This is a genomic window from Bifidobacterium vespertilionis, assembly GCF_008698145.1.
Lineage (GTDB): Bacteria > Actinomycetota > Actinomycetes > Actinomycetales > Bifidobacteriaceae > Bifidobacterium > Bifidobacterium vespertilionis.
This window is the reverse complement of the sequence record NZ_RZNZ01000003.1, coordinates 115,279-134,185: the sequence shown is the minus strand read 5'-3', so window position 1 is coordinate 134,185 and position 18,907 is coordinate 115,279. Positions and strand designations below refer to the sequence as shown.

Sequence of the window (18,907 nt, the reverse complement as noted above, 5' to 3'; positions counted from 1 at the left end):
AACCGTGGCGTCTTAAGGTAAGGAGAGCGGGTTCATGGGACAGTTCGGCATCGTCGTGGGACAGCTGGTGGGCTTCCTCATCATGCTTCTGGTGGGATACGGATGCGTGCGGCTCAAGTTCTACGGCACGGTGGCCCTCAACGGCATGTGCGCGCTGCTGCTCAACGTGCTCATCCCGGTCCTCGTGTTCTCCAACGCGGTGGACGGCACCGACCGCGCGGATCTTGAAGCCAACTGGGGCGTGATGCTGCTGACGGCCATGATGTACGGCCTGCTCGCGCTCACGTTCTTCCTGGTCGCCTGGCTGCTGCGGCTCAGGGCCGAACGCGGCCGCATCTTCCAAGCGGCGCTGATCTTCGGCAACGCCGGCTTCCTGGGCATCCCGCTCATCATGGCCCTGTTCCCGCAGCAGGGCGCGATCTACGTGGCGCTCATGTCGATCGTGGATCAGGGGATCCTCTGGACGTACGGCGTGTTCCTGTGCGAGCCGATCCCGTCCGGCGGCGGTGAAACGCCCGCCAAGCCGTCGCTCGGCGCCCGCGCGGCCGGTCTGCTGCGCCGATTCGCCAATCCCGCGTTCATCGGCATCATGATCGCCCTCGCGCTGATCCTCGCCGGCGTGCGCATCCCGCGGATCATCCTCACCCCGCTGCACACCATCGGCGGCATGGCCACGCCGATGTCGCTGATCTACTTGGGCGGTCTGTTCGCCACCACGCGATGGTGGAACGTGCTCAAGCGCTATGAGCTGTATGCGGGCCTTGCGGCCAAGATGCTGCTGTTCCCGGTCGCCTTCCACGCGCTGCTCACCATGGGCCCGCTGGCCGCCGTGCTACCGGTCACGCACGACATGGTCACGATGATCTGCCTGATCTCCGGCCTGCCCACCATGACCACGATCGCGATGTTCTCCGGACGACGCAACAACATGCCCGAATACGCCACCGGGTTCGTGCTGGTGAGCACGCTCTTCTCGCTGGTGTCGCTGGCCGTCGTCTCCTCGGTGATCATGTAGCGTGGCGATCTCATGCAACGGTGGCGTGCCGGGTCGCAGCCGCGCGGGTACACTGTCGCCCATGACCGATTTGCACATCCGCCGCGCCGAGGAGCGCGACATCCCCGAACTGCACCGTCTGCTGCGCGAGGTGCTGGAGGTCCACCACAACGGGCGTCCGGACCTATTCAAAACCGGCACCGCCAAGTACACCAACGAGGAGCTGGCGGCCCTGTTGGCCGATGATGGCACACCGGTGTTCGGCGCGTTCGCGGACGACGACGCCACATTGCTCGGCTACGCATTCTGCGTGTTCCAGCGGCATGAGGACAGCAACATCCTCACCGACGTCCTCACGCTGTACATCGACGACATCTGCGTCGATGAGCCGGCCCGCGGCAGGCATGTGGGCACCGCGCTGTACCGGCATGTGCTGGATTTCGCCCGCGCGCGGGGCTGTCACAACGTCACGCTCAACGTGTGGTCGTGCAACCCCGGAGCGCAGGCGTTCTATGAGCAGCTTGGACTCAAGCCGTACAAGGTGGGTATGGAGCAGCTGCTGTAGGGCCGGCCGGGGGAGGGACAGGCGACCGTGGAGACAGCGACGGGGCAAGCCGGTGCATGAAAAAACGCTGGTGACGATGTGCCCACCGTGTGCCCACGATGTGCCCACCTTGTCACCAGCGTTGTTGCGCGGTATGCCGGTCCCCGGTCCGTCTTGCTTCAGCGTCCGTCTTGCTTCAGCGCAGCGCGTCGCGCAGCCGGTCCTCGAGCTCGGCGTGATTTTCGGGCCGGTTGTGCCGGTCCAGATGCGTCCGATCGATCGCCAGTTCCGTGCGGATCTCGCCGTCGGCCAGCACCAGCGCCCGGTCGGCCAGACGCACGGCCTCCGCCACATCGTGCGTGACCATGAGCACCGACCAGCCGTGCGAGGAGCGCAGACGGGCCAGCAGATCCTGCATGTCCAGACGGGTCAGGGCGTCCAATGCGCCGAACGGCTCGTCGAGCAGCAGCAGCTTGGGTTCGCGCACCAGCGCACGGGCCAGCGACACGCGCTGCGCCTGCCCGCCGGAAAGCTCCGCCGGCCAGTCGTCCGCGCGCCCGGCCAACTGCACCGATTCCAGCGCCCGTTCGGCGACCCCGCGCAGCTCGGAGCGGGTGCCCTTCATACCGAGCGTGATGTTGCGCCACAGTCGCTGCCACGGGACGAGGCGGGAGTCCTGGAAGCCGAACGCCGTGTCCTCCGTCACGTCCACCACGCCCGAGTCGGCGGGGATGAGCCCGGCCGCAAGCCTCAGGAGAGTGGACTTGCCGGAGCCCGAACGGCCCGTGAGGCACACGAACTCGCCGGGCGCCACGCTGAAGGTGACGTCCTTGAGCACGGGCTTGCCGTCGAAGGAGACGGCCACGTCCCGGAACGAGGCGACGGAGGCTGCGGGCGCGGCGGTCTTGAAGGGCATGCCGGCCTCGATGGGCTCAGTGGTATCAGTCATCGGATGGGACCTCTCTTGGGGGAATCGCCAGCGGCGGTCACTTGGTGCAGTCGAGCACGTAGTCGGTCAGATCCGGCTTGGACTTGATGAACCCGAAGTCCACGTACTGCTGGGCGATGTCCTCGAGCATCTGGCGGCCCTTGGCGTCCACCGGCAGGATCTCCGGCACGTCGAACTTGCGCACCTGGTCTACGATTCCGTCCGACGCGCCGAACTTCTTGTAGGCGTCGTAGATGAACTCCGGATCGTTCTGCGCGCGGTCGGATTCCTTGACCAGCGCCTGGTAGAGCTTCTTGACGATCTCGGGATGCGCGGTGGCGAACTTGCGCGACACCATGTGCAGCGTCACGTTCTTGGAATCGTAGTCCTTGCCGGTGGTGATGAGCTTGGCGCCCGGCGTGGCGATCGCGGCGGCGAGGTTCTGGTCGTACGTGGCCAGCGCGTCGATGCGGCCGGAGGAGAACGCGGCGGAGAAGTCGGTCTGGCTCAGCTCCACCTCCTCGACCTTGCTGTAGTCCAGCCCGGCCTTCTCGAACGCGGCCTTGAGGATGTAATCGCCGGTCGCGCCCTTCTTGTCGATGCCCACGCGCTTGCCGTACAGGTCCTCCAGCTTGGTCACGTTCGAGCCGGGGGCGGCCACCAGACCCTGCGAATCGCCGGTGTAGTACTCGATCGCGTACGCCACCCAGGGGGCCTTCTGGTCCACCAGGTTGATGAAGTATCCGGTGCCGGTGCTGGAGGTGTCGGCCTTGCCGGCGAGGATCACCTTGTAGGCGTCGTCCGGCGGGTTGTACGGGCCGGAGAAGTCGGCCTTGTAGGGGGCCATGGTCTCGGCGAGGAAGGATTCGTCCTTGACGGTGGTCAGGAAGTTCGCGGTGGACAGATAGGCCACGCGGATCGAGTCCGTGGCGTCGGAGGATGAGGCCGATCCGCCCGTCTGGGAGGATCCGCAGGCGGCCAGCGGGATGAGCATGGCCGCCGCGGCCAGGGCGGCGACGGGCCGGACGATGTGGGAGCGAAGATGGTTGAAATTGAACATGAAAATTCCTTTGATGATCAAAAGTCTGAATGATATTCGGATGTTGGATGCGCCGGTTCGGTGAATGGGCGCGGATTGGCTCGCGGCCGCGATCAGCGCACGGTCACGGACCGGTACGGCATGGCGAGGCGCTCGATGAGCCCCACCAGCGCCTCGGACGCGAGTCCCAGCGCGGCGTAGAGGATCACGCACAGCACCATCTGGTCGGTGCGGGAGAACTGCTGGGCGCGCGAGAGGATGTAGCCCAGGCCCACCGTGGAGTTGACGGTCTCGCATGTCACCAGCGCGATCCACGAAACGGTGATCGCGAAGCGCAGGCCGGTCATGAAGCTCGGCATAGCGCCCGGCAGGAGCACGCGCGAGAAGACGGTCCAGCGGTCCATGCGGTAGGCGCGGGCGAGTTCCACGAGCCTTGGATCGATGGCCCGCACGCCGTCGCGCACGTTCACGTAGATGAGCCCGAACACGCCGATCGCGATGAGCGCGACCTTCATGGATTCGTCGATGCCGATCCAGATGATCAGCAGCGGCGAAAGCGCCGGGAACGGAATGGCCCTAAGCATATGGACCGGTTTGTCGATGATCGTGAGGCCCAGCCGTGAGGCTCCGGCGATCAGACCGGCCGGCAGGGCGAGGACGATGCCCACCGCGAGTCCGGCGCACACGCGGGCCAGACTCATGCCGACGGACGGCCACAGCAGTCCCTCCTCGGCCAGATCCCCGAGCGAGGACGCAACCTCGCCGGGGGAGGGCAGCGGACGGGAGTCCGATGGGGTGAGGGTGGCGAAATACCACCATATAAGCAATGCGAGCGTCGAAAGCCATGCGGCGATGCCGGTCATGATGCGCGTCGGGATGCCGCGTGGGCTCACACCGACGGATCCGCCGCGCGTGCGCGTGCGGATGAACGACCGACCTGCCGAACGGACTGACGCGCGCGACGATGAAACGCGCAACTGACATTCCCTTCGATAGTGCTAACTACATCAGGTTCGACGAGTGTGATCTCAGCCCGGCCGTCCGCTTTGAACCAGCATGTTTGAGACTTTGGCCCGGGCACCCCGTGTCGTCATCCATTGTGGGCGCATGGCATGGACAACGTGCCGGGGCGCATCCGCGTAGTTTTTTGCGCGGATCGTTTCGACAAATGGACGCAAGGCGTATGGAAAACGTATGTCCGCCCTTGCAACGTCCACAAAATCCGTTAGTGTAGGTTTCGTAATCACAACATACAGTCTGTAAGGAGCAGTTGTGGCAGCAATTGAAAGCGTGTACGCGCGTCAAATCCTTGATTCCCGTGGCAACCCGACCGTCGAGGTCTACCTCGAGACCGAAGACGGCGCCCAGGGCAAGGGCCTGGTCCCGTCCGGCGCCTCCACCGGTGAGGCCGAGGCTTGGGAGCGTCGCGATGGCGACAAGTCCGTCTACGGCGGCAAGGGCGTTCTGAACGCCGTCAAGGCCGTGAACGAGGAGATCGCCCCGAAGGTCATCGGTATGGACGCCGCCGACCAGCGCGCTCTCGACGACCTGATGATCGAGCTCGACGGCACCCCGAACAAGGGCCGTCTGGGCGCCAACGCCATTCTGGGCGTCTCCCTGGCCGCCCTGTACGCCTCCGCCGAGTCCGCGGGCCTGCCGCTGTACCGCTACATCGGCGGCACCAACGGCCACATCCTGCCGGTTCCGAACATGAACATCATGAACGGCGGCGCCCACGCCGACTTCGCCACCGACATCCAGGAGTACATGATCTCCCCCTACGGCTTCAAGACCTACTCCGAGGCTCTGCAGGCCGGCGTCGAGGTGTACCACACCCTGAAGAACGTCCTGAAGAAGGAAGGCCTGAACACCGGCCTCGGCGACGAGGGCGGCTTCGCCCCGAAGCTGAAGTCCAACAAGGACTCCCTGAACTACATCGTCGACGCCATCTCCGCCGCCGGCTACGAGCCCGGCAAGCAGATCGGCATCTGCCTCGACGTCGCCTCCTCCGAGTTCTACAACAAGGAGACCGGCAAGTACCACTTCGAGGGTGACGAGCGCGACGCCCAGTACATGCTCGACTTCTACGAGCAGCTGATCGAGGAGTACCCGATCGTTTCCATCGAGGATCCGTACCAGGAAGAGGGCTGGGAGGACTGGGCCGCGATCACCGCCAAGCTCGGCGATCGTCTGCAGTTCGTCGGCGACGACCTGCTGGTCACCAACCCGAAGCGTCTGCAGAAGGGCATCGATCTGGGTGCCGCCAACTCCCTGCTGGTCAAGCTGAACCAGATCGGTTCCGTGACCGAGACCCTCGACGCCATCGAGCTGGCCACCGCCAACGGCTTCACCTCCATGGTCTCCCACCGCTCCGGCGAGACCCCGGACACCACCATCGCCGATCTCGCGGTTGCCAAGAACACCCGCCAGATCAAGACCGGCGCCCCGGCCCGTGGCGAGCGCGTTGCCAAGTACAACCGCCTGCTGGAGATCGAGGACGAGCTCGGCTCGACCGCTCAGTACGCCGGCTACAGCGCGTTCAAGGCCTGCAAGAAGTACCTGGCCAAGTGAGCCGCTGACCCCGGTGACGTGCCGTCATCGGTAGCGTTGTGAAATGCCCGTCGCATTCCCAAGTCGAATGCGACGGGTATTTTCGTATTCATGGCGTCTTCAGGAAGAAAATCATCGTCCCGCATCCCTTCGGGACCCATCGCGTTTTTCCTGTCGATCATTCTGGTCGTCATCGGACTGATCCAGCTGGTCTCCACATTCCACACGTACGCGACGAATCTCGCGGAGCTCAACTCGCTGAGGAAAACGCAGGCCGCGCTCATCGAGAAGAACCAGGACCTGCAGAACGACATCGCCCGATGGTCCGACAACGAATACGTGGCCGCGCAGGCCCGTGAACGTCTGGGCTTCGTGTTCCCCGGCGAACAGGCCATCCGCGTGCTGCACCCGGAGGCCGTAACCGGCGATGCCACGGACCAGACCGATGCGTCGGAGTCATCCTCGCACACCGCGACCAACCTGCCGTGGTACAAGGAGCTCTCCTACGCCTTCGAACAGGCCGATCAGAAGAAGGATGACGGGCAGGCATCCCCCTCGCCGTCCGAATCATCCAGCAGCACAACCGATTCCAACACCACCAAGGACAATCAGCAATGACCCCAACCGACACCACCTTCGTGACCGAACTGGCCGAGCGCCGCCTGCGGGAAGGCGCCAGCGAGCGGGACATCGAACTCGTCCAGGCGCAGCTGGGCCGTTATCCGCGCGGCATGGTCGCCGTGGGCGCGCGCTGCGTGTGCGGCAATCCGCTGGCCGTGGTCACCAGGCCGCTGCTGCCGGGCGGCATCCCGTTCCCCACCACCTGCTATCTGACCGGTCCTGAAGTGGTCAAGGCCGTCTCCCATGTGGAGGCGAACGGCGAGATGCCGCAGTACACGGATCTGGTGGAGCATGACGCCGACGTGCATGCGGCCTACGAGCGCGCCCACGAGCTGTATCTGGCGTTCCGCCATGCGATCGCCGAGCGTCTGGGCGACGATGAAAGCCACATCGAGGGCATCAGCGCCGGCGGCATGCCGGTGCGCGTCAAGTGCCTGCACGCGTTGGTCGCCCAGTCGCTGGTCATGGGCCCGGGCGTCAACCCGATCGGCGACCGGGTGCTGGAGCGCGTGAGGGACGAATTCGATCCCGCGGTGTGCCGCTGTGCGCTGCGGGCGGGCGAGGACGGCTCCGACGCCGACGCCGCCGGTTCCAAGGACAGGAAGGACGTGGACTGATGACCGAAACGAATGAGCGGTCGGTGACCGTCGCGGGCGTGGACTGCGGCACCAACTCGATCCGCCTCAAGATCTCCCGCGTGGACGAGCATGGATACACGGACGTGCTGCCGCGCGTGCTGCGCGTGGTCCGCCTCGGTCAGGACGTGGACAAGACCCACCGCTTCGCCGACGAGGCGCTGGAGCGCGCCTATGCGGCCGCCCGCGAGTTCGCCGGACTGCTGGAGGAGCATCATGTGGACGGGCTGCGTTTCGTGGCCACCTCCGCCACGCGCGACGCCGCCAACCGCGAGGCGTTCGAGGACGGTATCGAGTCGATCCTCGGCGTGCGGCCCGAGGTCATCCCCGGCACCGAGGAGGCCCGTCTGAGCTTCCTGGGCGCCACCAGCGTGCTCGGCCCCGAGCAGGACGGCACCATGCCCGCGCCGCCGTATCTGGTGGTCGATCTGGGCGGCGGCTCCACCGAACTCGTGCTCGGCGGCGACGGAGTGGATGCGCCCGCCGACGAGGTGACCCACGCGTTCTCCATGAACATCGGCTCGGTGCGCATGACCGAGCGCCATCTCCTGTCCGACCCGCCCACGCAGGAGCAGATCGAGGAAGCTGTGGCGGACATCGACGCTCACATCGAGGAGGCGTTCCGCACGGTCCCCGCCGAACGCACCGGCACGATCATCGGTGTGTCCGGCACGGTCACCACCATGACCGCCCTGAGCATGGGCCTGTCGGAGTACAACCATGCCGCCGTGGACGGCCGCCGCGTGAGCATCGACGAGATCACCGACGTGGACACCCGCTTCCTGCTCATGTCCCGCGCCGATCGTCGCGCCTACAAGACCATCCACCCCGGCCGCATCGATGTGGTGGGCGGCGGCGCGCTGGTTTGGAGCCGCGTGCTCGCCAAGGTGGCCGAACGCGCCAACGCGGCCCGTGGGGCCGGCACGATCACCTCCTACGTGGCCAGTGAGCACGGCCTGCTGGACGGCATCGTGCTCGACTACGGACGCCGGCTGCTCGCGGCGTGACCGCGGACGTGGCATAATAGCCAAGTATTTGGTTTGCGCGGGTGGCCCAAAACCGCCCGCACAGGCCCCCATGGCGAAATTGGTATACGCAGTGGACTTAAAATCCATCGCTTCGGCTTGCGGGTTCGAGCCCCGCTGGGGGCACCTTCGCATGGAATGTTGCCCCGCGCGTTTACAAACGGTTCATATACTGGCCGCTGAAACAGAAACGCTCGAGGCGCGAGGAGCATCATGGCCGCACAGGGATCATCCGCACAGGGATCGTCGCAACCAACCGAATCCAACGCAATCGAATCCGGCCTGCCAAGCCTGCTCGTCCAAGGCGTGGTGGCGGCTCTGGTCGCCTGCGTGGGGGAAATCATCATCGCGCCCATATATGCAGCCATCGCGCATCTGGCCGTGGTGCCGTGGGCCATGGTGGCCTGTCTGCTGGCGGTGGCGTACACGTATATTGTGGGGTTCGCGCTGCTGTGGGCGGCCGAATCGCTCTCGCACGGGGTGAAGAACCCCAAGGCCGTGCCGTTCGTGTACGGTGGCGTGGGCCTGTTCGGCTTCGGCGCGTGGGGCGTGTTCGTGCTGCCGGCCATGGTGAACTCCTTCTCGGGGCCGCAGGGGCTGGCCGCCATGTCCACGGGGCAGATCGTCGCCACCGCGTTCAACTGCGCGGTGATCGGGTTCGCGGCATTCGTGATCGCCCGGATCGCGTACCCGAAGCTGGCGATGCGCCGCGGGGCGGTGTACGGCATCGGCGCGGTGACGGTTGCGCTCGCCCTGCTGGGGCTGTTCTTTGCCACGCGCATGTACGGCGTGCTGTACTGACGGCGCGCTGGCTATAGGACGAAGCGCGGCGCTGAAGCGCGGCGCTCGGCGATGGCGCGGTGAGGACACGGTGAAGACGTGGTGGTTCGCCGTTTGGAAATCGTTGGGATCCCCGATTGCGTTCGTCGCGTTTGCCCGCTAGGATAACGCGATATTGAACAGCGATAAAGGAGACACCATGGCTGATACGAACATGCCGAAGGTCAACGCCGAGTTCGGCGCCACGCCCGTGATCGAATTCCCCTCCGAAACCGCGCCGGCGGGCCTCAAGGCCGTTGAGCTGGTCGAGGGCGATGGTCCGATCGTCCGTCGCGGCGACACCGTCACCGTGAACTACCACGGCGTGGTCTGGGGCAAGGACAAGGCTTTCGACTCCAGCTTCGAGCGTCATCAGCCGGCCAGCTTCGGCATCGGCGTGGGTCAGGTCATCAGGGGCTGGGACCAGACCGTTCCCGGCCACAACGTCGGCTCCCGTCTGGTCGTCTCCATCCCGCCGGAGTACGGTTATGGCTCCCGCGGCGTCCCGCAGGCCGGCATCGGCGGCGGCGACACGCTGGTCTTCGTCATCGACATCATCTCCACCCGCTGACGAGCACAACCAACAGACTTATAGCGCCGGCCGTTCGCGTGACGCCGGCGCTTTTGCGCATGTTTGCGCGGATCAACCAATCATTCATTGAAGGGAACATACCATCATGGCAGAGGAAGAAAAGGTCGTCCTGCTCACCCAGGAAGCGTACGACAAGCTCAAGAAGGAGCTCGAGTGGCGTGAGGGCGACTACCGCAGCGAAATCGCCGAGCGTATCGCCGCCGCGCGCGCCGAGGGCGATCTGTCCGAGAACGGCGGTTACCAGGCCGCCCGCGAGGAGCAGGGCAAGAACGAGGGCCGCGTCAACGAGCTGACCGTCAAGCTGCGCAACGCCAAGATCATGCAGGCCCCCAAGGCCGGCACCGTGGGCAACGGCTCCGTGGTCACCATTCTGCTGGCCGGCCGCGAGAAGACCTACGTGCTGGGCTCGCGCGACATCGCCGTGGCCACCGAGCACGAGGTGATCAGCCCCGAGTCCCCGATCGGCGCCGCGATTCTGGGCGCCCACACCGGCGACGAGGTCTCCTACAAGGCCCCCAACGGCCGCGAGATCACCGTGACCATCAAGGAAGCCAAGCCGTTCGAGGCCTGATTCCGGACCATCCTGTTTTTTCAGGGGCTTTTCAGGGCGACGTTCATGATGCATGCCGCATGCGCATGCCGTGGCGTCGCCCTTTTTGCATGCGCACGGCGGTCACGGGGGAGTGGTTACAGAGGAGTGGTCACAGGGCGCGGGCGCCTATGCCTCTGTCCGCAGCGTCTGGCCGAGCGCGTGCGATTCGCCCGGCTCCAGCGTCACGGCCAGCTCGCGGATGGCCGCGCTTTCCACGCAGACGAATTCGCGCCACTCGCTGCGTTCAGCACCGGGATTCCACACCACGGTCTGCGTGGCGCCGGTGCGCTCAATGGCGATTGAGCGGTTCCACGCGTCGTCGCGCAGCAAGAGCCCGTTGCTGGCGTAGTAGACGCGGTCCACGCCGGAGGCGGTGAACGCAACGGGGGAGTGCGACTGCGTGCGCGTGGGGAATCCGGGCTCGCGGAATCCCGGCAGCGTCGCATCGAGATATGCCGAGTTGCCAAGGCCCTCCAGTCGGACGCGCGTCGCATCGCCCACGCGCAGATAGGTGTGCAGGGCCGCCTCGAAGGTGAAAGGTACGGAACCGGTGTTGCGCACGGTCAGCGTGACGGCCAGCTCATGTCCCGCCCGCACATCGTATGCGGCCCGGAATGCCGATCCCGGAGCGAATCCGCCTGTGCATCGGGCCAGCAGATCAGCCGGCACGTCCGCTGAGTCCAATGTGCAGCGCATGCGGCGGTCGGAGCTGAGCCGATTTGGGCCCGCCGGATCGGGTACGTCGTCCGCAGCCGGCCTCCAGAAGCTCGTGCGCGCGAAGCCGTGCCGTGGGAACCGGTCCGTAAGCCGGCCGCGCTCGAAGCCCTGATTGAACCATGGGAACACCACCGGGATGCCGCCGTCGATGAACTCGCCCTCCCTGAACGGCACCGCGGCCGGGGTCCAGAGCACGGGGAATCCGCCTGTGGGAGTCCAGGACATCACATGCGCGCCATAGTCGCTGATCTGCGCCCCGCCATCTTCGTTGATGAGATTGCGAATGATGAAATTAGCCATATCAGTCATTATGTCATGGAAAGTGTTATTGCCCTTTGGCCATGTCTCGTTGATTCTAGTCGTTATTGACGAGCGTTTCGGCTGGGTTGATCAAGTTTGCCGCTTATCGTCGTGCCCAGAGGTTGAAGGTGAATCCGTGACGGTCGGGATCGTAGGTTTTGATCAGTTGGAAGCCAAACGATGCGAATAGGTGGGCGCTGGCGCGGTTGTTCTCGTCTATGGTGGCCACGAACACGGGATCCAGATTCCGGTGGACGGCGTCATGCGTAGCCGTGGAAATCGCATCTCGCAATGCCTGCGTTCCCAATCCAAGTCCGCGTAGTTTCCGCGATACCGCGATGATTGCGATCTCGTACACGCCATCGCCTTTGTGGACAACGGCACAGTACGAGGCCAGATTGCCGGTCTGGTCATCCACTCCTACGCGAATCCAGCAGTCCTTGTCGTGGTAGACCGGACTGTTGTGGATGAGTTTCTGCACGAGCAGGGCCCATGGTTCGGGATGGAGTTTCTCCCCTTTGACCCATACGCCGTTCACCTGCCTATTGGCAGGCACGGGCGATGTGCAGGTAAACGTGATGAACGACTCCTGATCGGATTTCTCGGCGAATCGTAAGCGAACAACCATGGGAAATCCGCGCTTCCGTTAGGCGTAAACGTGCTTGGAAACGGCTGCCGGGTTTTGTTTGGGGCGGGAGGCCTTGCCAAGGAACTGAAGGACGTCCTCTGGCAGCGGCGCATCGCACAGATGCAGATAATCGTATTCAGGACTGTCCGTATCGACGGTGTACAAATCCGTGAGCTTGACCATGCCGCCTCCTTTCGTTGCAACCATGCTAACGCCGGACAACCGCGGATGGCAAGTTTTCCGTTTGGAACAGGGCGATTCGATCGACTGCTGTCGATGGATGGCCCATCTGTCTGCATGCTTGTACATTCCGCATCTAGTCGGACGTACCGCGCGAAAAAACGGGGCGTGGGCGAGGAATCCCGGGACGCCCCGGAATGGCTGTCCGGCGATGCAAAGACGACGCATGTCGAGGACGACCAACCCGTGTGGCATTCGAATGCCTTGAAAGCGTTGAAATTTCAACGATCTAAATACGGATGATGAAATCGCTCATGGACCAATCGTACGTCACCACAGATGCACGATCACCATGTAGATCGCGACCATGTGGCAGGCGTATCCGGCCACGGTGCCCACGTGGAAGATCTCGTGGAAACCGAAGACGCGCGGCCACGGATCGGGCTTGCGCAGGGCGTAGACGATCGCGCCGGCGATGTAGCAGGCGCCGCCCGAGGCGAGCAGCACCACCACCGCCGGGCCGGCGACGGGGGACTCCCAGAACAGGCCCATGAACGCCACGCCGGAGACGCCGAACACGATGTACGTGATGGTGTACAGCCATCGTGGCGCATTGATCCAGATCACGTGGATGATGAGCGCCACGGCGGTGCACGCCCACATGCCGGTGATGATCGTGTTGCGCCAGAATGGCGAGAGCGCGAAGGAGACCGGCGTGTAGGTGCCGGCGATGAGCAGGAAGATGTTCATATGGTCGATGCGCCGCAGCACGTCCGTGACGCGCGGGCTCCAATCGCCCAGATGATAGGCCGCCGAGTTGCCGAACAGCACGAGGGAGCAGGTCATGAACACCGCGCACGCCCATTTGAGCGAGGCGAACGGGGCCAGGCAGATGAGCACGATCCCGGCGGCCAGCGCGAGCGGCGCGGCCACGGCGTGGATCCATCCGCGCAGCAGGGGCTTGGGACGGCCGTGGACGTCGAGCCGCACCTTGCGCTCCACCTCGGCCGGGGCGATGCCCTCGATCCTTGCGGCGCGCTCCTCCGCCTTGGCGATCACCTTGCTGGCCTTCTCCTCGGCCTTCATGCGGATCGTCTCGGCCCTCGCCTGCGCGGTGGTCCTGACCGCGTCCGCCTTGGCCTGCAGATGGTCCTCGCGCGCCTTGATGACGGCCTGACGCTTCGCCTCGATCTCCGGCGTGCTGCGATGTGCCATGCGATGCCTCCTGCGTCCACGCGACCGGACCGTTCGCCCAGGTCGACTCAACCTACGCCTGCGTAACCTACGTTACCGTAACAATGGCGGGACGTGAAGGGGCGACCCGCCGTGACATTGACGCCAACGCACCTTACACTAAGTCCTATGGCTGATTTCACACATATTCTCGCGACACGACCCGATCTGACCGACGACGACCGCGAATGGCTGCACCATCTCGTGGGGGATTGGCAGGTGATCGCCGACCTGAGCTTCGCCGACCTCATGCTGCTCATCCAGAATGGCGACGGCGAATATGTGGTCGCCGAACAGTGCCGCCCCTCCACCGTCATGTCCCTGCGCTTCGACGATGTGGTCGGCAAGGCGACGCCGGCGGACCAGGTGGCCGAACTCGACCAGGCCATGGCCTCCAGCACCGTGTTCCGCTCCACCCGCCTGCGCACCCAGGGCCGCAACACCATCTGCGACGTGTATGCGCCGGTCCGCCACAACGGCAAGACGCTGGGACTCGTGGTGCGCGAAACCAACATGGCCACCCGCGAATCCAACGGCCGCTACGAATCCGAGAGCATCAAGGCCGGCAAGCAGCTGTTCGAGATGATCCCGCGCGGCCAGTTCCCCTACGTCGACTCGGTGCTCAACCAGCGCCACAACGCCCGTGTCTCGGACGGTTTCATCATCCTCAACGCCGAAGGCATCGTGCGCTACGCCTCGCCGAACGCCATCAGCTGCTTCCGCCGCCTCGGTTCGGTGCAGGTGATGCAGGGCCAGTACCTGTCCGAGATCGGCACCACGCTGCTGCACCAGAACGACCCGGTGCCGGAGACCCTGCCGCTGGTGCTCACCGCCAAGGCCCCCGTGGACTCCGAGCTCAACGCCAACCGCTCGGCCGTCTCCCTGCGCTCGCTGCCCCTGTACGACGCGAACGGCCGCGTGGGCGGCATCGTGCTGTGCCGCGACGTCACCGAGCTGCGCCGCCGCGAAAAGGAGCTGCAGACCAAGGACGCCACGATCTCCGAGATCCACCACCGCGTAAAGAACAACCTTCAGGCCGTCTCCGCGCTGCTGCGACTGCAGGCGCGCCGCACCAAGAACGAGGAGGTCAGGAAGGAGCTGGGCGAGGCGCAGCGCCGTGTGCAGACCATCGCCGTGCTGCACGAGGGCCTGAGCCAGAGCGCGGACGAGGTGGTCGACTTCGACAAGGTGATCGCCAACCTGCTGCGCATGAGCGTGGATCTGGCCGTGGCCAAGGACCAGCACATCGAGATCAACTATCTGGGCAAGTTCGGCATGATGCCCGCGCAGGACGCCACGCCGCTGAGCCTGGTCCTCACCGAGCTGGTCACCAATTCCATCGAGCACGGCTTCGAGGGCCGCAAGGAGGGCCACGTGACGATCTCCGTGGGCCGCGGCGGCAACAACCTCAACGTGGTCGTGGAGGATGACGGCAACGGCCTGACCACCGAATCGCACGAAGGCATGGCCCGCTCCTCGGGCTCCGGTCTGGGCACGCAGATCATCAACACCTTCGTGACCAACGACTTCGGCGGCACGGTCCGCTGGGAGCCGCGCCGGGAGGGCGGCACGCGCGTGGTCCTGGACATGAAGCTCCGCGCCGCGCAGGAGTGACCCGGTCCGGGAAAACGGGAAGGGGCGGGTTCCGGATGCTCTATCCATCCGGAACCCGCCCCTTGGATTTATGCGGTGCGTACGCGCGCGTCAGGCCTGCATCTGCATGGCCTGGGAGCGGCGGGCGCGCATGGCGCGACGCTTCAGCGCGCGACGCTCATCCTCGCTCAGACCGCCCCACACGCCGTAGTCCTGATTCGTGTCCAGCGCGCACTTGAGGCACGCGTCAATCACCTTGCAGGTGCGGCACACGGCCTTGGCCTCTTCGATCTGCTGGTATGCCGCACCGGTGTTGCCGACGGGGAAGAACAATTCGGGGTCCTTGTCCCGGCAGGCCGCCTTGGCGCGCCAATCAAAAGCACTACTCATCTGTCGCCTTCCTTCACGTCGATATCAACTCGACCGCGGATGTTTCAACGTCCTTATAGAAGGAAAGCACGAATGCCGCGACTTTTCAAGAGCGTTGTCCCACGAACGTGAGGTTTCTCGCCCACCGCGGACAAAACCTTGCCTGCGGGTTCGCAGGAAGCCTGCCGGAAGCCTCACCGATCGCAGATCTGCAGCGGATTGGCCGCTCCGCGCGCCACCGCCACCGCCCGTCCCGGGATGCGGGTCGCGTCCGGACCCAGTCGGGCGAGGACGTCGGCCGGTATGCCGGCGAGCAGATCGGCCGTGCGATCGCCGCCGGGAAAGACGATGCGCATGGTGATGCGCGACGCGTCGCCGATCCTGCGGGCCGAGGACAGCGCGTAGACGAGCGTCACGGCCGGATCTCGCTGCAATCGCTCGAACACCGCGCGCCGGGGATCCTGCGACAGGGGGTCCACCATCGGTTCCGCGTCGTCGACCAGGGCCACGCGAATCGACCGGTGCTCATCCTGCATGGCCCGTGCTTCCTCGATCGAGACGGCGCAGGGGATGCCCGCTGCCTTTAAGCACCGTCCGATGCCCTCCAGCACGGTGGTCTTGCCGCGTCTGGCGTCGCCGATCACCACGATCGAGCCGCCGTCCAGTGGGATATCGCACGGATGCAGGGCCACGCCGTCGTCCCAGGCGCCGATCCGCACCGCCTGCGGCGAGGCGAAGGCCGCCGGATCCGCCGGCGCGGGCAGATATTCCGGCAGCGGCTGGCTGAACAGGAGCCGCCCGGCGTCGCAGCCGCAGAAGCGGGCCGCATCGGCCACGGCCTGGACCATCGGCGCGGCATCCATTGGGGCGGCGCAGCGGAAGGCCGCCAGAGTGTCCCCGTCGTGCCGGTATCCCATGCCGGGACTGGTGGAGGGGATCAGCGACGCGGCCTTCGTGCCCAGCATGCTCATGGACTGCAGATCGTCGCGCACGCGCATGCACAGATTCACCGCTATGTTGGCCTTCATGGCCGCGCTGACCTGACCCATCGGATGCTGCGTGCATGCGACCAGGTTCATGCCGAGCGAGCGGCCCAGCGACGCCAGTCGGGTCAGCCGGTCCATCGCATCCGGCAGCTGTTCCTTGAGCGCGTTGAATTCGTCGACCACCACGAGCAGTCGCGGGGGAGGCGATGGCAGGTCGTCGATCTGCCCGCCGCCCGCCTCGGCCACCAGCCGCTCGCGGCGCTTGAGCTCCGCCTCGATCGCGTTGAGCGCGCGCACGGCATGCTCCAGATCGAGGTCGGAGACGCATCCCACGGTGTGCGGCAGCGCCTCGAGCCCGCGGAAGGTGGCGCCGCCCTTGAAATCGAGGAAGACCATGGTGAGCGCCTCGGGCGGGTAATGGGCGGCCAGGGCCAGGCACCATTGCCGCAGCAGCACCGATTTGCCCGATCCGGTGGTGCCGGCCACCAGCGCGTGCGGGCCATGCGCGGCCAGATCCATCATGACCGGACCGTGCTCGCCCATGCCGATGGGCACGCCCTGCGAAGTCCCTCCGCCCGATCCCGCACGCTCCCGCGCCAGCATCCAGCGGTGGACGATCAGGCGCCACCATTGTGTGCCGTCCGGGTCGAATCCGATCAGCTGCGGCCATGGGACGGTGGACAGATCGGGGATGACAGGCTTGTCGGGTCCCCAGCCTGGTCCGCCGCCCGTCGCGCCGCCGTTTGCCGAAACGCCCGGCATCGCGGGGCCGGACGGCTGCTGACGTGCGCGCATCAGCATGAACGAGGCGATGCATCCGAACAGGCCGGGCAGCAGCATCACGGCGAACATCCATCGGCCTTCGGCGATCATCATCGCCGCCATGGCCAGCTGCGCGCACGCCGGGGCAAGCATGCTCATCAGGAGCCAAGGTGTGGCAGGGTCGCGCTGGGTGGCTGGGTCATGACGGGCGGCTGGGTCGCGTGTGGCGGGGTGCTTTGCCGTGGCGGCGGTTCCGCCGTTCCCGCCCGGTTTCCCGCCGGTTCTCCCGCGGCGGAACGGATTGCGTGGTTTGAGGCTCATGCCATGAGTGTGGATGGGCCCGCCGCGTGGGTCAAATTCGCAGAGCCCTGTGGTCGAATGTGCCTCAGGGCCTGTGCCGATTGGGTTTTACAGGCTGCCGACCGTGCCCGGCGCGTGCGTGCCGGCGCCCAGCTCCGTGAAAAGCTGCGCGTTGCGCGCATCGTCCAGCAGCACGGACGAGCCCACGCCCGCCGCGCGGTAGTCGGCGTTGGTCCAATAGACCGTGCCGGTCACGCCCTTGTCCCCGGAGGCGTCCTTGAAGGCCAAGGCCATCTGCGCGAGGTTCCAGGCGTTCGACTTCTCGTCCACGGTGAGGGAACCAAGGCCGGCCTTCATCAGGCTCTGGACCTTGCCGAAGTTGGTGAGCGTATCCCCGCTGGCCGCCTTCTTGGTGATCGCGGCGATCACCTGGCGCTGGCGTTCGGCGCGGCCGAAATCGCCCTTGGGATCGGAATAGCGCATGCGTGAAAAGGCGAGGGCCGTGGCGCCGTCGGCCACATGGCATCCGGCCTGCCAGTTGAGGTTCGATTTGACGTCGTTGACCGTGCGGTCGTAGCACAGCTCCACGCCGCCAAGCGCGTCCACCACGTTCTGCAGCCCGCCGAAGCGGATCACGGCCACATGGTCCACGTTGAGGCCGGTGATCTTTTCGATCTGTCCCACAAGCGCGGGGTATCCGGCGGCGGCCGCGGCGGCGTTGATCTTCATCTTTTTGCCGTTCACGTCCACCAGGGAGTCGCGCGGGATGGAGATGAGCGAGCTGTTGCCGGACTTCGGCTTGGTGAGCACCAGGATCGTGTCGGTGCGGAATCCCACGGTGCCATCGTCGATGCCCGTGCCGTCGCCCGCGTCGCGTTCGTCGGAACCGAGGAGCAGCCAGGTCTGGGCCGGTGTGTTGGAGGCGCCGGTGAGCATGTTCTGCCTGACCAGCTGGCCGTTGACCCAGCCCCACAGGGAGAAGGCGCCGAATGCGGCCACGAGGACGATGACGAGCAGTATGGTGAGTCCCCTGTGCGCGGGGCCGCGCCTGCGCCGACGGGTGGTTGCCGCAGCGGCCGCCGCCCCGTTTCCCGCATGGGTCTGCTGGATGGCCGGTCGGGTCGCGATGGCCGGCATGGCCGATGTGGCGGCGAGCGGGGCCGCCTCGTGCGCCGCGGGGACGGAGGTCCCGACGGATCGGCTGGTGCGGCGTGCCGCTCTGGCGGGCGACGGCGAGGCGGCCGCGGGGGAGAAGCTTGGCGGGACGCTCGCGCCGGTCGGGAACGCGCCCGGGGCACGATCATGCGCGGTTTCGGCCGGGGCCGCGTGGCGCGCGGATCTGCGGGATGCGCCGGAGGGAATGAAACTCGGCGGCGTCTCCGGCGTTTCGTGTCCTGCTGATGGCTGAGTCATATTCCCTCCAAATTACCAATTACTGCAAGCCTTGTTAACACGCTGGAGGGTGAACGGATGGTGAGGGAGGGCAATCCTCCGCAGGAA

General features: G+C 65.7%; 20 protein-coding genes, 1 tRNA gene and 1 riboswitch. Of the genes, 11 read left to right on the top strand and 10 right to left on the bottom strand.

What is annotated here, in order from left to right; translation table 11 throughout:
- The first annotated feature begins 34 nt into the window (after window positions 1-34).
- Window positions 35-1,015, top strand: a complete 981-nt coding sequence (locus EMO90_RS03300; RefSeq protein WP_150353066.1) for an AEC family transporter — start codon at window positions 35-37, stop codon at window positions 1,013-1,015.
- Window positions 1,016-1,076: 61 nt separating this feature from the next.
- Window positions 1,077-1,559, top strand: coding sequence for a GNAT family N-acetyltransferase (locus EMO90_RS03295; RefSeq protein WP_150353065.1), 483 nt, complete (start codon window positions 1,077-1,079; stop codon window positions 1,557-1,559).
- A gap of 175 nt (window positions 1,560-1,734) precedes the next feature.
- Here the strand turns inward: EMO90_RS03295 and EMO90_RS03290 are convergent, their stop codons facing one another.
- The 3 genes from EMO90_RS03290 to EMO90_RS03280 form a co-directional block, all read right to left on the bottom strand.
- On the bottom strand, window positions 1,735-2,487 hold the full coding sequence (locus tag EMO90_RS03290; protein ID WP_223849637.1) for an ABC transporter ATP-binding protein: 753 nt from the start codon (window positions 2,485-2,487) through the stop codon (window positions 1,735-1,737).
- 37 nt (window positions 2,488-2,524) lie between these two features.
- Window positions 2,525-3,526, bottom strand: coding sequence for an ABC transporter substrate-binding protein (locus EMO90_RS03285; RefSeq protein ID WP_150353064.1), 1,002 nt, complete (start codon window positions 3,524-3,526; stop codon window positions 2,525-2,527).
- A gap of 92 nt (window positions 3,527-3,618) precedes the next feature.
- Entirely contained in the window at window positions 3,619-4,368 is a 750-nt protein-coding gene (locus EMO90_RS03280; RefSeq protein ID WP_150353148.1) for an ABC transporter permease, read from the bottom strand.
- 103 nt (window positions 4,369-4,471) lie between these two features.
- A riboswitch (TPP riboswitch) is annotated at window positions 4,472-4,600 on the bottom strand.
- Window positions 4,601-4,777: 177 nt separating this feature from the next.
- On the opposite strand from EMO90_RS03280, the gene eno reads away from it, so the two are divergent.
- The 8 genes from eno (at window position 4,778) to EMO90_RS03240 (ending at window position 10,318) form a co-directional block, all read left to right on the top strand.
- Window positions 4,778-6,076: a phosphopyruvate hydratase gene (eno, locus tag EMO90_RS03275; protein ID WP_150353063.1), complete on the top strand. Its 1,299-nt coding sequence runs from the start codon at window positions 4,778-4,780 to the stop codon at window positions 6,074-6,076.
- Between the two features lie 90 nt (window positions 6,077-6,166).
- Complete coding sequence (locus EMO90_RS03270) at window positions 6,167-6,673, top strand: FtsB family cell division protein (RefSeq protein WP_150353062.1); 507 nt, start codon at window positions 6,167-6,169, stop codon at window positions 6,671-6,673.
- A complete protein-coding gene (locus EMO90_RS03265; protein ID WP_150353061.1) occupies window positions 6,670-7,293 on the top strand; it encodes a DUF501 domain-containing protein in 624 nt (207 codons plus the stop codon). The genes EMO90_RS03270 and EMO90_RS03265 overlap by 4 nt, the downstream gene beginning before the upstream one ends.
- Window positions 7,293-8,318, top strand: a complete 1,026-nt coding sequence (locus tag EMO90_RS03260) for a Ppx/GppA phosphatase family protein (RefSeq protein ID WP_150353060.1) — start codon at window positions 7,293-7,295, stop codon at window positions 8,316-8,318. Before EMO90_RS03265 ends, EMO90_RS03260 begins: the two co-directional genes overlap by 1 nt.
- A gap of 64 nt (window positions 8,319-8,382) precedes the next feature.
- Window positions 8,383-8,462: transfer RNA gene (locus EMO90_RS03255), tRNA-Leu, on the top strand.
- 87 nt (window positions 8,463-8,549) lie between these two features.
- Complete coding sequence (locus tag EMO90_RS03250) at window positions 8,550-9,137, top strand: hypothetical protein (protein WP_150353059.1); 588 nt, start codon at window positions 8,550-8,552, stop codon at window positions 9,135-9,137.
- Between the two features lie 178 nt (window positions 9,138-9,315).
- A complete protein-coding gene (locus tag EMO90_RS03245; RefSeq protein WP_150353058.1) occupies window positions 9,316-9,726 on the top strand; it encodes an FKBP-type peptidyl-prolyl cis-trans isomerase in 411 nt (136 codons plus the stop codon).
- Between the two features lie 106 nt (window positions 9,727-9,832).
- Entirely contained in the window at window positions 9,833-10,318 is a 486-nt protein-coding gene (locus EMO90_RS03240; protein ID WP_150353057.1) for a GreA/GreB family elongation factor, read from the top strand.
- Window positions 10,319-10,465: 147 nt separating this feature from the next.
- Here EMO90_RS03240 and EMO90_RS03235 read toward each other — a convergent pair whose 3' ends face one another.
- The 4 genes from EMO90_RS03235 to trhA all read right to left on the bottom strand — a co-directional run bounded on the left by EMO90_RS03235 (window position 10,466) and on the right by trhA (window position 13,379).
- On the bottom strand, window positions 10,466-11,356 hold the full coding sequence (locus tag EMO90_RS03235; protein ID WP_150353056.1) for a D-hexose-6-phosphate mutarotase: 891 nt from the start codon (window positions 11,354-11,356) through the stop codon (window positions 10,466-10,468).
- A gap of 103 nt (window positions 11,357-11,459) precedes the next feature.
- Complete coding sequence (locus EMO90_RS03230; RefSeq protein ID WP_150353055.1) at window positions 11,460-11,984, bottom strand: GNAT family N-acetyltransferase; 525 nt, start codon at window positions 11,982-11,984, stop codon at window positions 11,460-11,462.
- A gap of 18 nt (window positions 11,985-12,002) precedes the next feature.
- The gene (locus EMO90_RS12080; protein ID WP_190971900.1) at window positions 12,003-12,167 is read right to left on the bottom strand and encodes a hypothetical protein; all 165 of its coding nucleotides are present in this window, start codon (window positions 12,165-12,167) and stop codon (window positions 12,003-12,005) included.
- Window positions 12,168-12,494: 327 nt separating this feature from the next.
- Window positions 12,495-13,379, bottom strand: a complete 885-nt coding sequence (gene trhA / locus EMO90_RS03225) for a PAQR family membrane homeostasis protein TrhA (protein WP_150353054.1) — start codon at window positions 13,377-13,379, stop codon at window positions 12,495-12,497.
- Between the two features lie 147 nt (window positions 13,380-13,526).
- Between trhA and EMO90_RS03220 the strand changes: the two genes are divergently transcribed.
- Entirely contained in the window at window positions 13,527-15,011 is a 1,485-nt protein-coding gene (locus tag EMO90_RS03220) for a sensor histidine kinase (protein ID WP_150353053.1), read from the top strand.
- 90 nt (window positions 15,012-15,101) lie between these two features.
- On the opposite strand, the gene EMO90_RS03215 is transcribed toward EMO90_RS03220, so the two are convergent.
- The 3 genes from EMO90_RS03215 to EMO90_RS03205 all read right to left on the bottom strand — a co-directional run bounded on the left by EMO90_RS03215 (window position 15,102) and on the right by EMO90_RS03205 (window position 18,820).
- On the bottom strand, window positions 15,102-15,380 hold the full coding sequence (locus tag EMO90_RS03215) for a WhiB family transcriptional regulator (protein ID WP_033495370.1): 279 nt from the start codon (window positions 15,378-15,380) through the stop codon (window positions 15,102-15,104).
- Window positions 15,381-15,553: 173 nt separating this feature from the next.
- A complete protein-coding gene (locus EMO90_RS03210; RefSeq protein WP_190971899.1) occupies window positions 15,554-17,266 on the bottom strand; it encodes an FtsK/SpoIIIE domain-containing protein in 1,713 nt (570 codons plus the stop codon).
- Window positions 17,267-17,515: 249 nt separating this feature from the next.
- On the bottom strand, window positions 17,516-18,820 hold the full coding sequence (locus EMO90_RS03205) for an LCP family protein (protein WP_150353051.1): 1,305 nt from the start codon (window positions 18,818-18,820) through the stop codon (window positions 17,516-17,518).
- Between the last annotated feature and the right edge of the window lie 87 nt (window positions 18,821-18,907).

What these genes read in the sequence shown, in the direction of transcription:
- EMO90_RS03300 (WP_150353066.1), top strand. Translation starts at nt 35, where the DNA reads ATGGGACAGTTCGGCATCGTCGTGGGACAGCTGGTGGGCTTCCTCATC.
- EMO90_RS03295 (WP_150353065.1), top strand. Translation starts at nt 1,077, where the DNA reads ATGACCGATTTGCACATCCGCCGCGCCGAGGAGCGCGACATCCCCGAA.
- EMO90_RS03290 (WP_223849637.1), bottom strand. Translation starts at nt 2,487, where the DNA reads ATGACTGATACCACTGAGCCCATCGAGGCCGGCATGCCCTTCAAGACC.
- EMO90_RS03285 (WP_150353064.1), bottom strand. Translation starts at nt 3,526, where the DNA reads ATGTTCAATTTCAACCATCTTCGCTCCCACATCGTCCGGCCCGTCGCC.
- EMO90_RS03280 (WP_150353148.1), bottom strand. Translation starts at nt 4,368, where the DNA reads ATGACCGGCATCGCCGCATGGCTTTCGACGCTCGCATTGCTTATATGG.
- EMO90_RS03270 (WP_150353062.1), top strand. Translation starts at nt 6,167, where the DNA reads ATGGCGTCTTCAGGAAGAAAATCATCGTCCCGCATCCCTTCGGGACCC.
- EMO90_RS03265 (WP_150353061.1), top strand. Translation starts at nt 6,670, where the DNA reads ATGACCCCAACCGACACCACCTTCGTGACCGAACTGGCCGAGCGCCGC.
- EMO90_RS03260 (WP_150353060.1), top strand. Translation starts at nt 7,293, where the DNA reads ATGACCGAAACGAATGAGCGGTCGGTGACCGTCGCGGGCGTGGACTGC.
- EMO90_RS03250 (WP_150353059.1), top strand. Translation starts at nt 8,550, where the DNA reads ATGGCCGCACAGGGATCATCCGCACAGGGATCGTCGCAACCAACCGAA.
- EMO90_RS03245 (WP_150353058.1), top strand. Translation starts at nt 9,316, where the DNA reads ATGGCTGATACGAACATGCCGAAGGTCAACGCCGAGTTCGGCGCCACG.
- EMO90_RS03240 (WP_150353057.1), top strand. Translation starts at nt 9,833, where the DNA reads ATGGCAGAGGAAGAAAAGGTCGTCCTGCTCACCCAGGAAGCGTACGAC.
- EMO90_RS03235 (WP_150353056.1), bottom strand. Translation starts at nt 11,356, where the DNA reads ATGGCTAATTTCATCATTCGCAATCTCATCAACGAAGATGGCGGGGCG.
- EMO90_RS03230 (WP_150353055.1), bottom strand. Translation starts at nt 11,984, where the DNA reads ATGGTTGTTCGCTTACGATTCGCCGAGAAATCCGATCAGGAGTCGTTC.
- EMO90_RS12080 (WP_190971900.1), bottom strand. Translation starts at nt 12,167, where the DNA reads ATGGTCAAGCTCACGGATTTGTACACCGTCGATACGGACAGTCCTGAA.
- trhA (WP_150353054.1), bottom strand. Translation starts at nt 13,379, where the DNA reads ATGGCACATCGCAGCACGCCGGAGATCGAGGCGAAGCGTCAGGCCGTC.
- EMO90_RS03220 (WP_150353053.1), top strand. Translation starts at nt 13,527, where the DNA reads ATGGCTGATTTCACACATATTCTCGCGACACGACCCGATCTGACCGAC.
- EMO90_RS03215 (WP_033495370.1), bottom strand. Translation starts at nt 15,380, where the DNA reads ATGAGTAGTGCTTTTGATTGGCGCGCCAAGGCGGCCTGCCGGGACAAG.
- EMO90_RS03210 (WP_190971899.1), bottom strand. Translation starts at nt 17,266, where the DNA reads ATGAGCATGCTTGCCCCGGCGTGCGCGCAGCTGGCCATGGCGGCGATG.
- EMO90_RS03205 (WP_150353051.1), bottom strand. Translation starts at nt 18,820, where the DNA reads ATGACTCAGCCATCAGCAGGACACGAAACGCCGGAGACGCCGCCGAGT.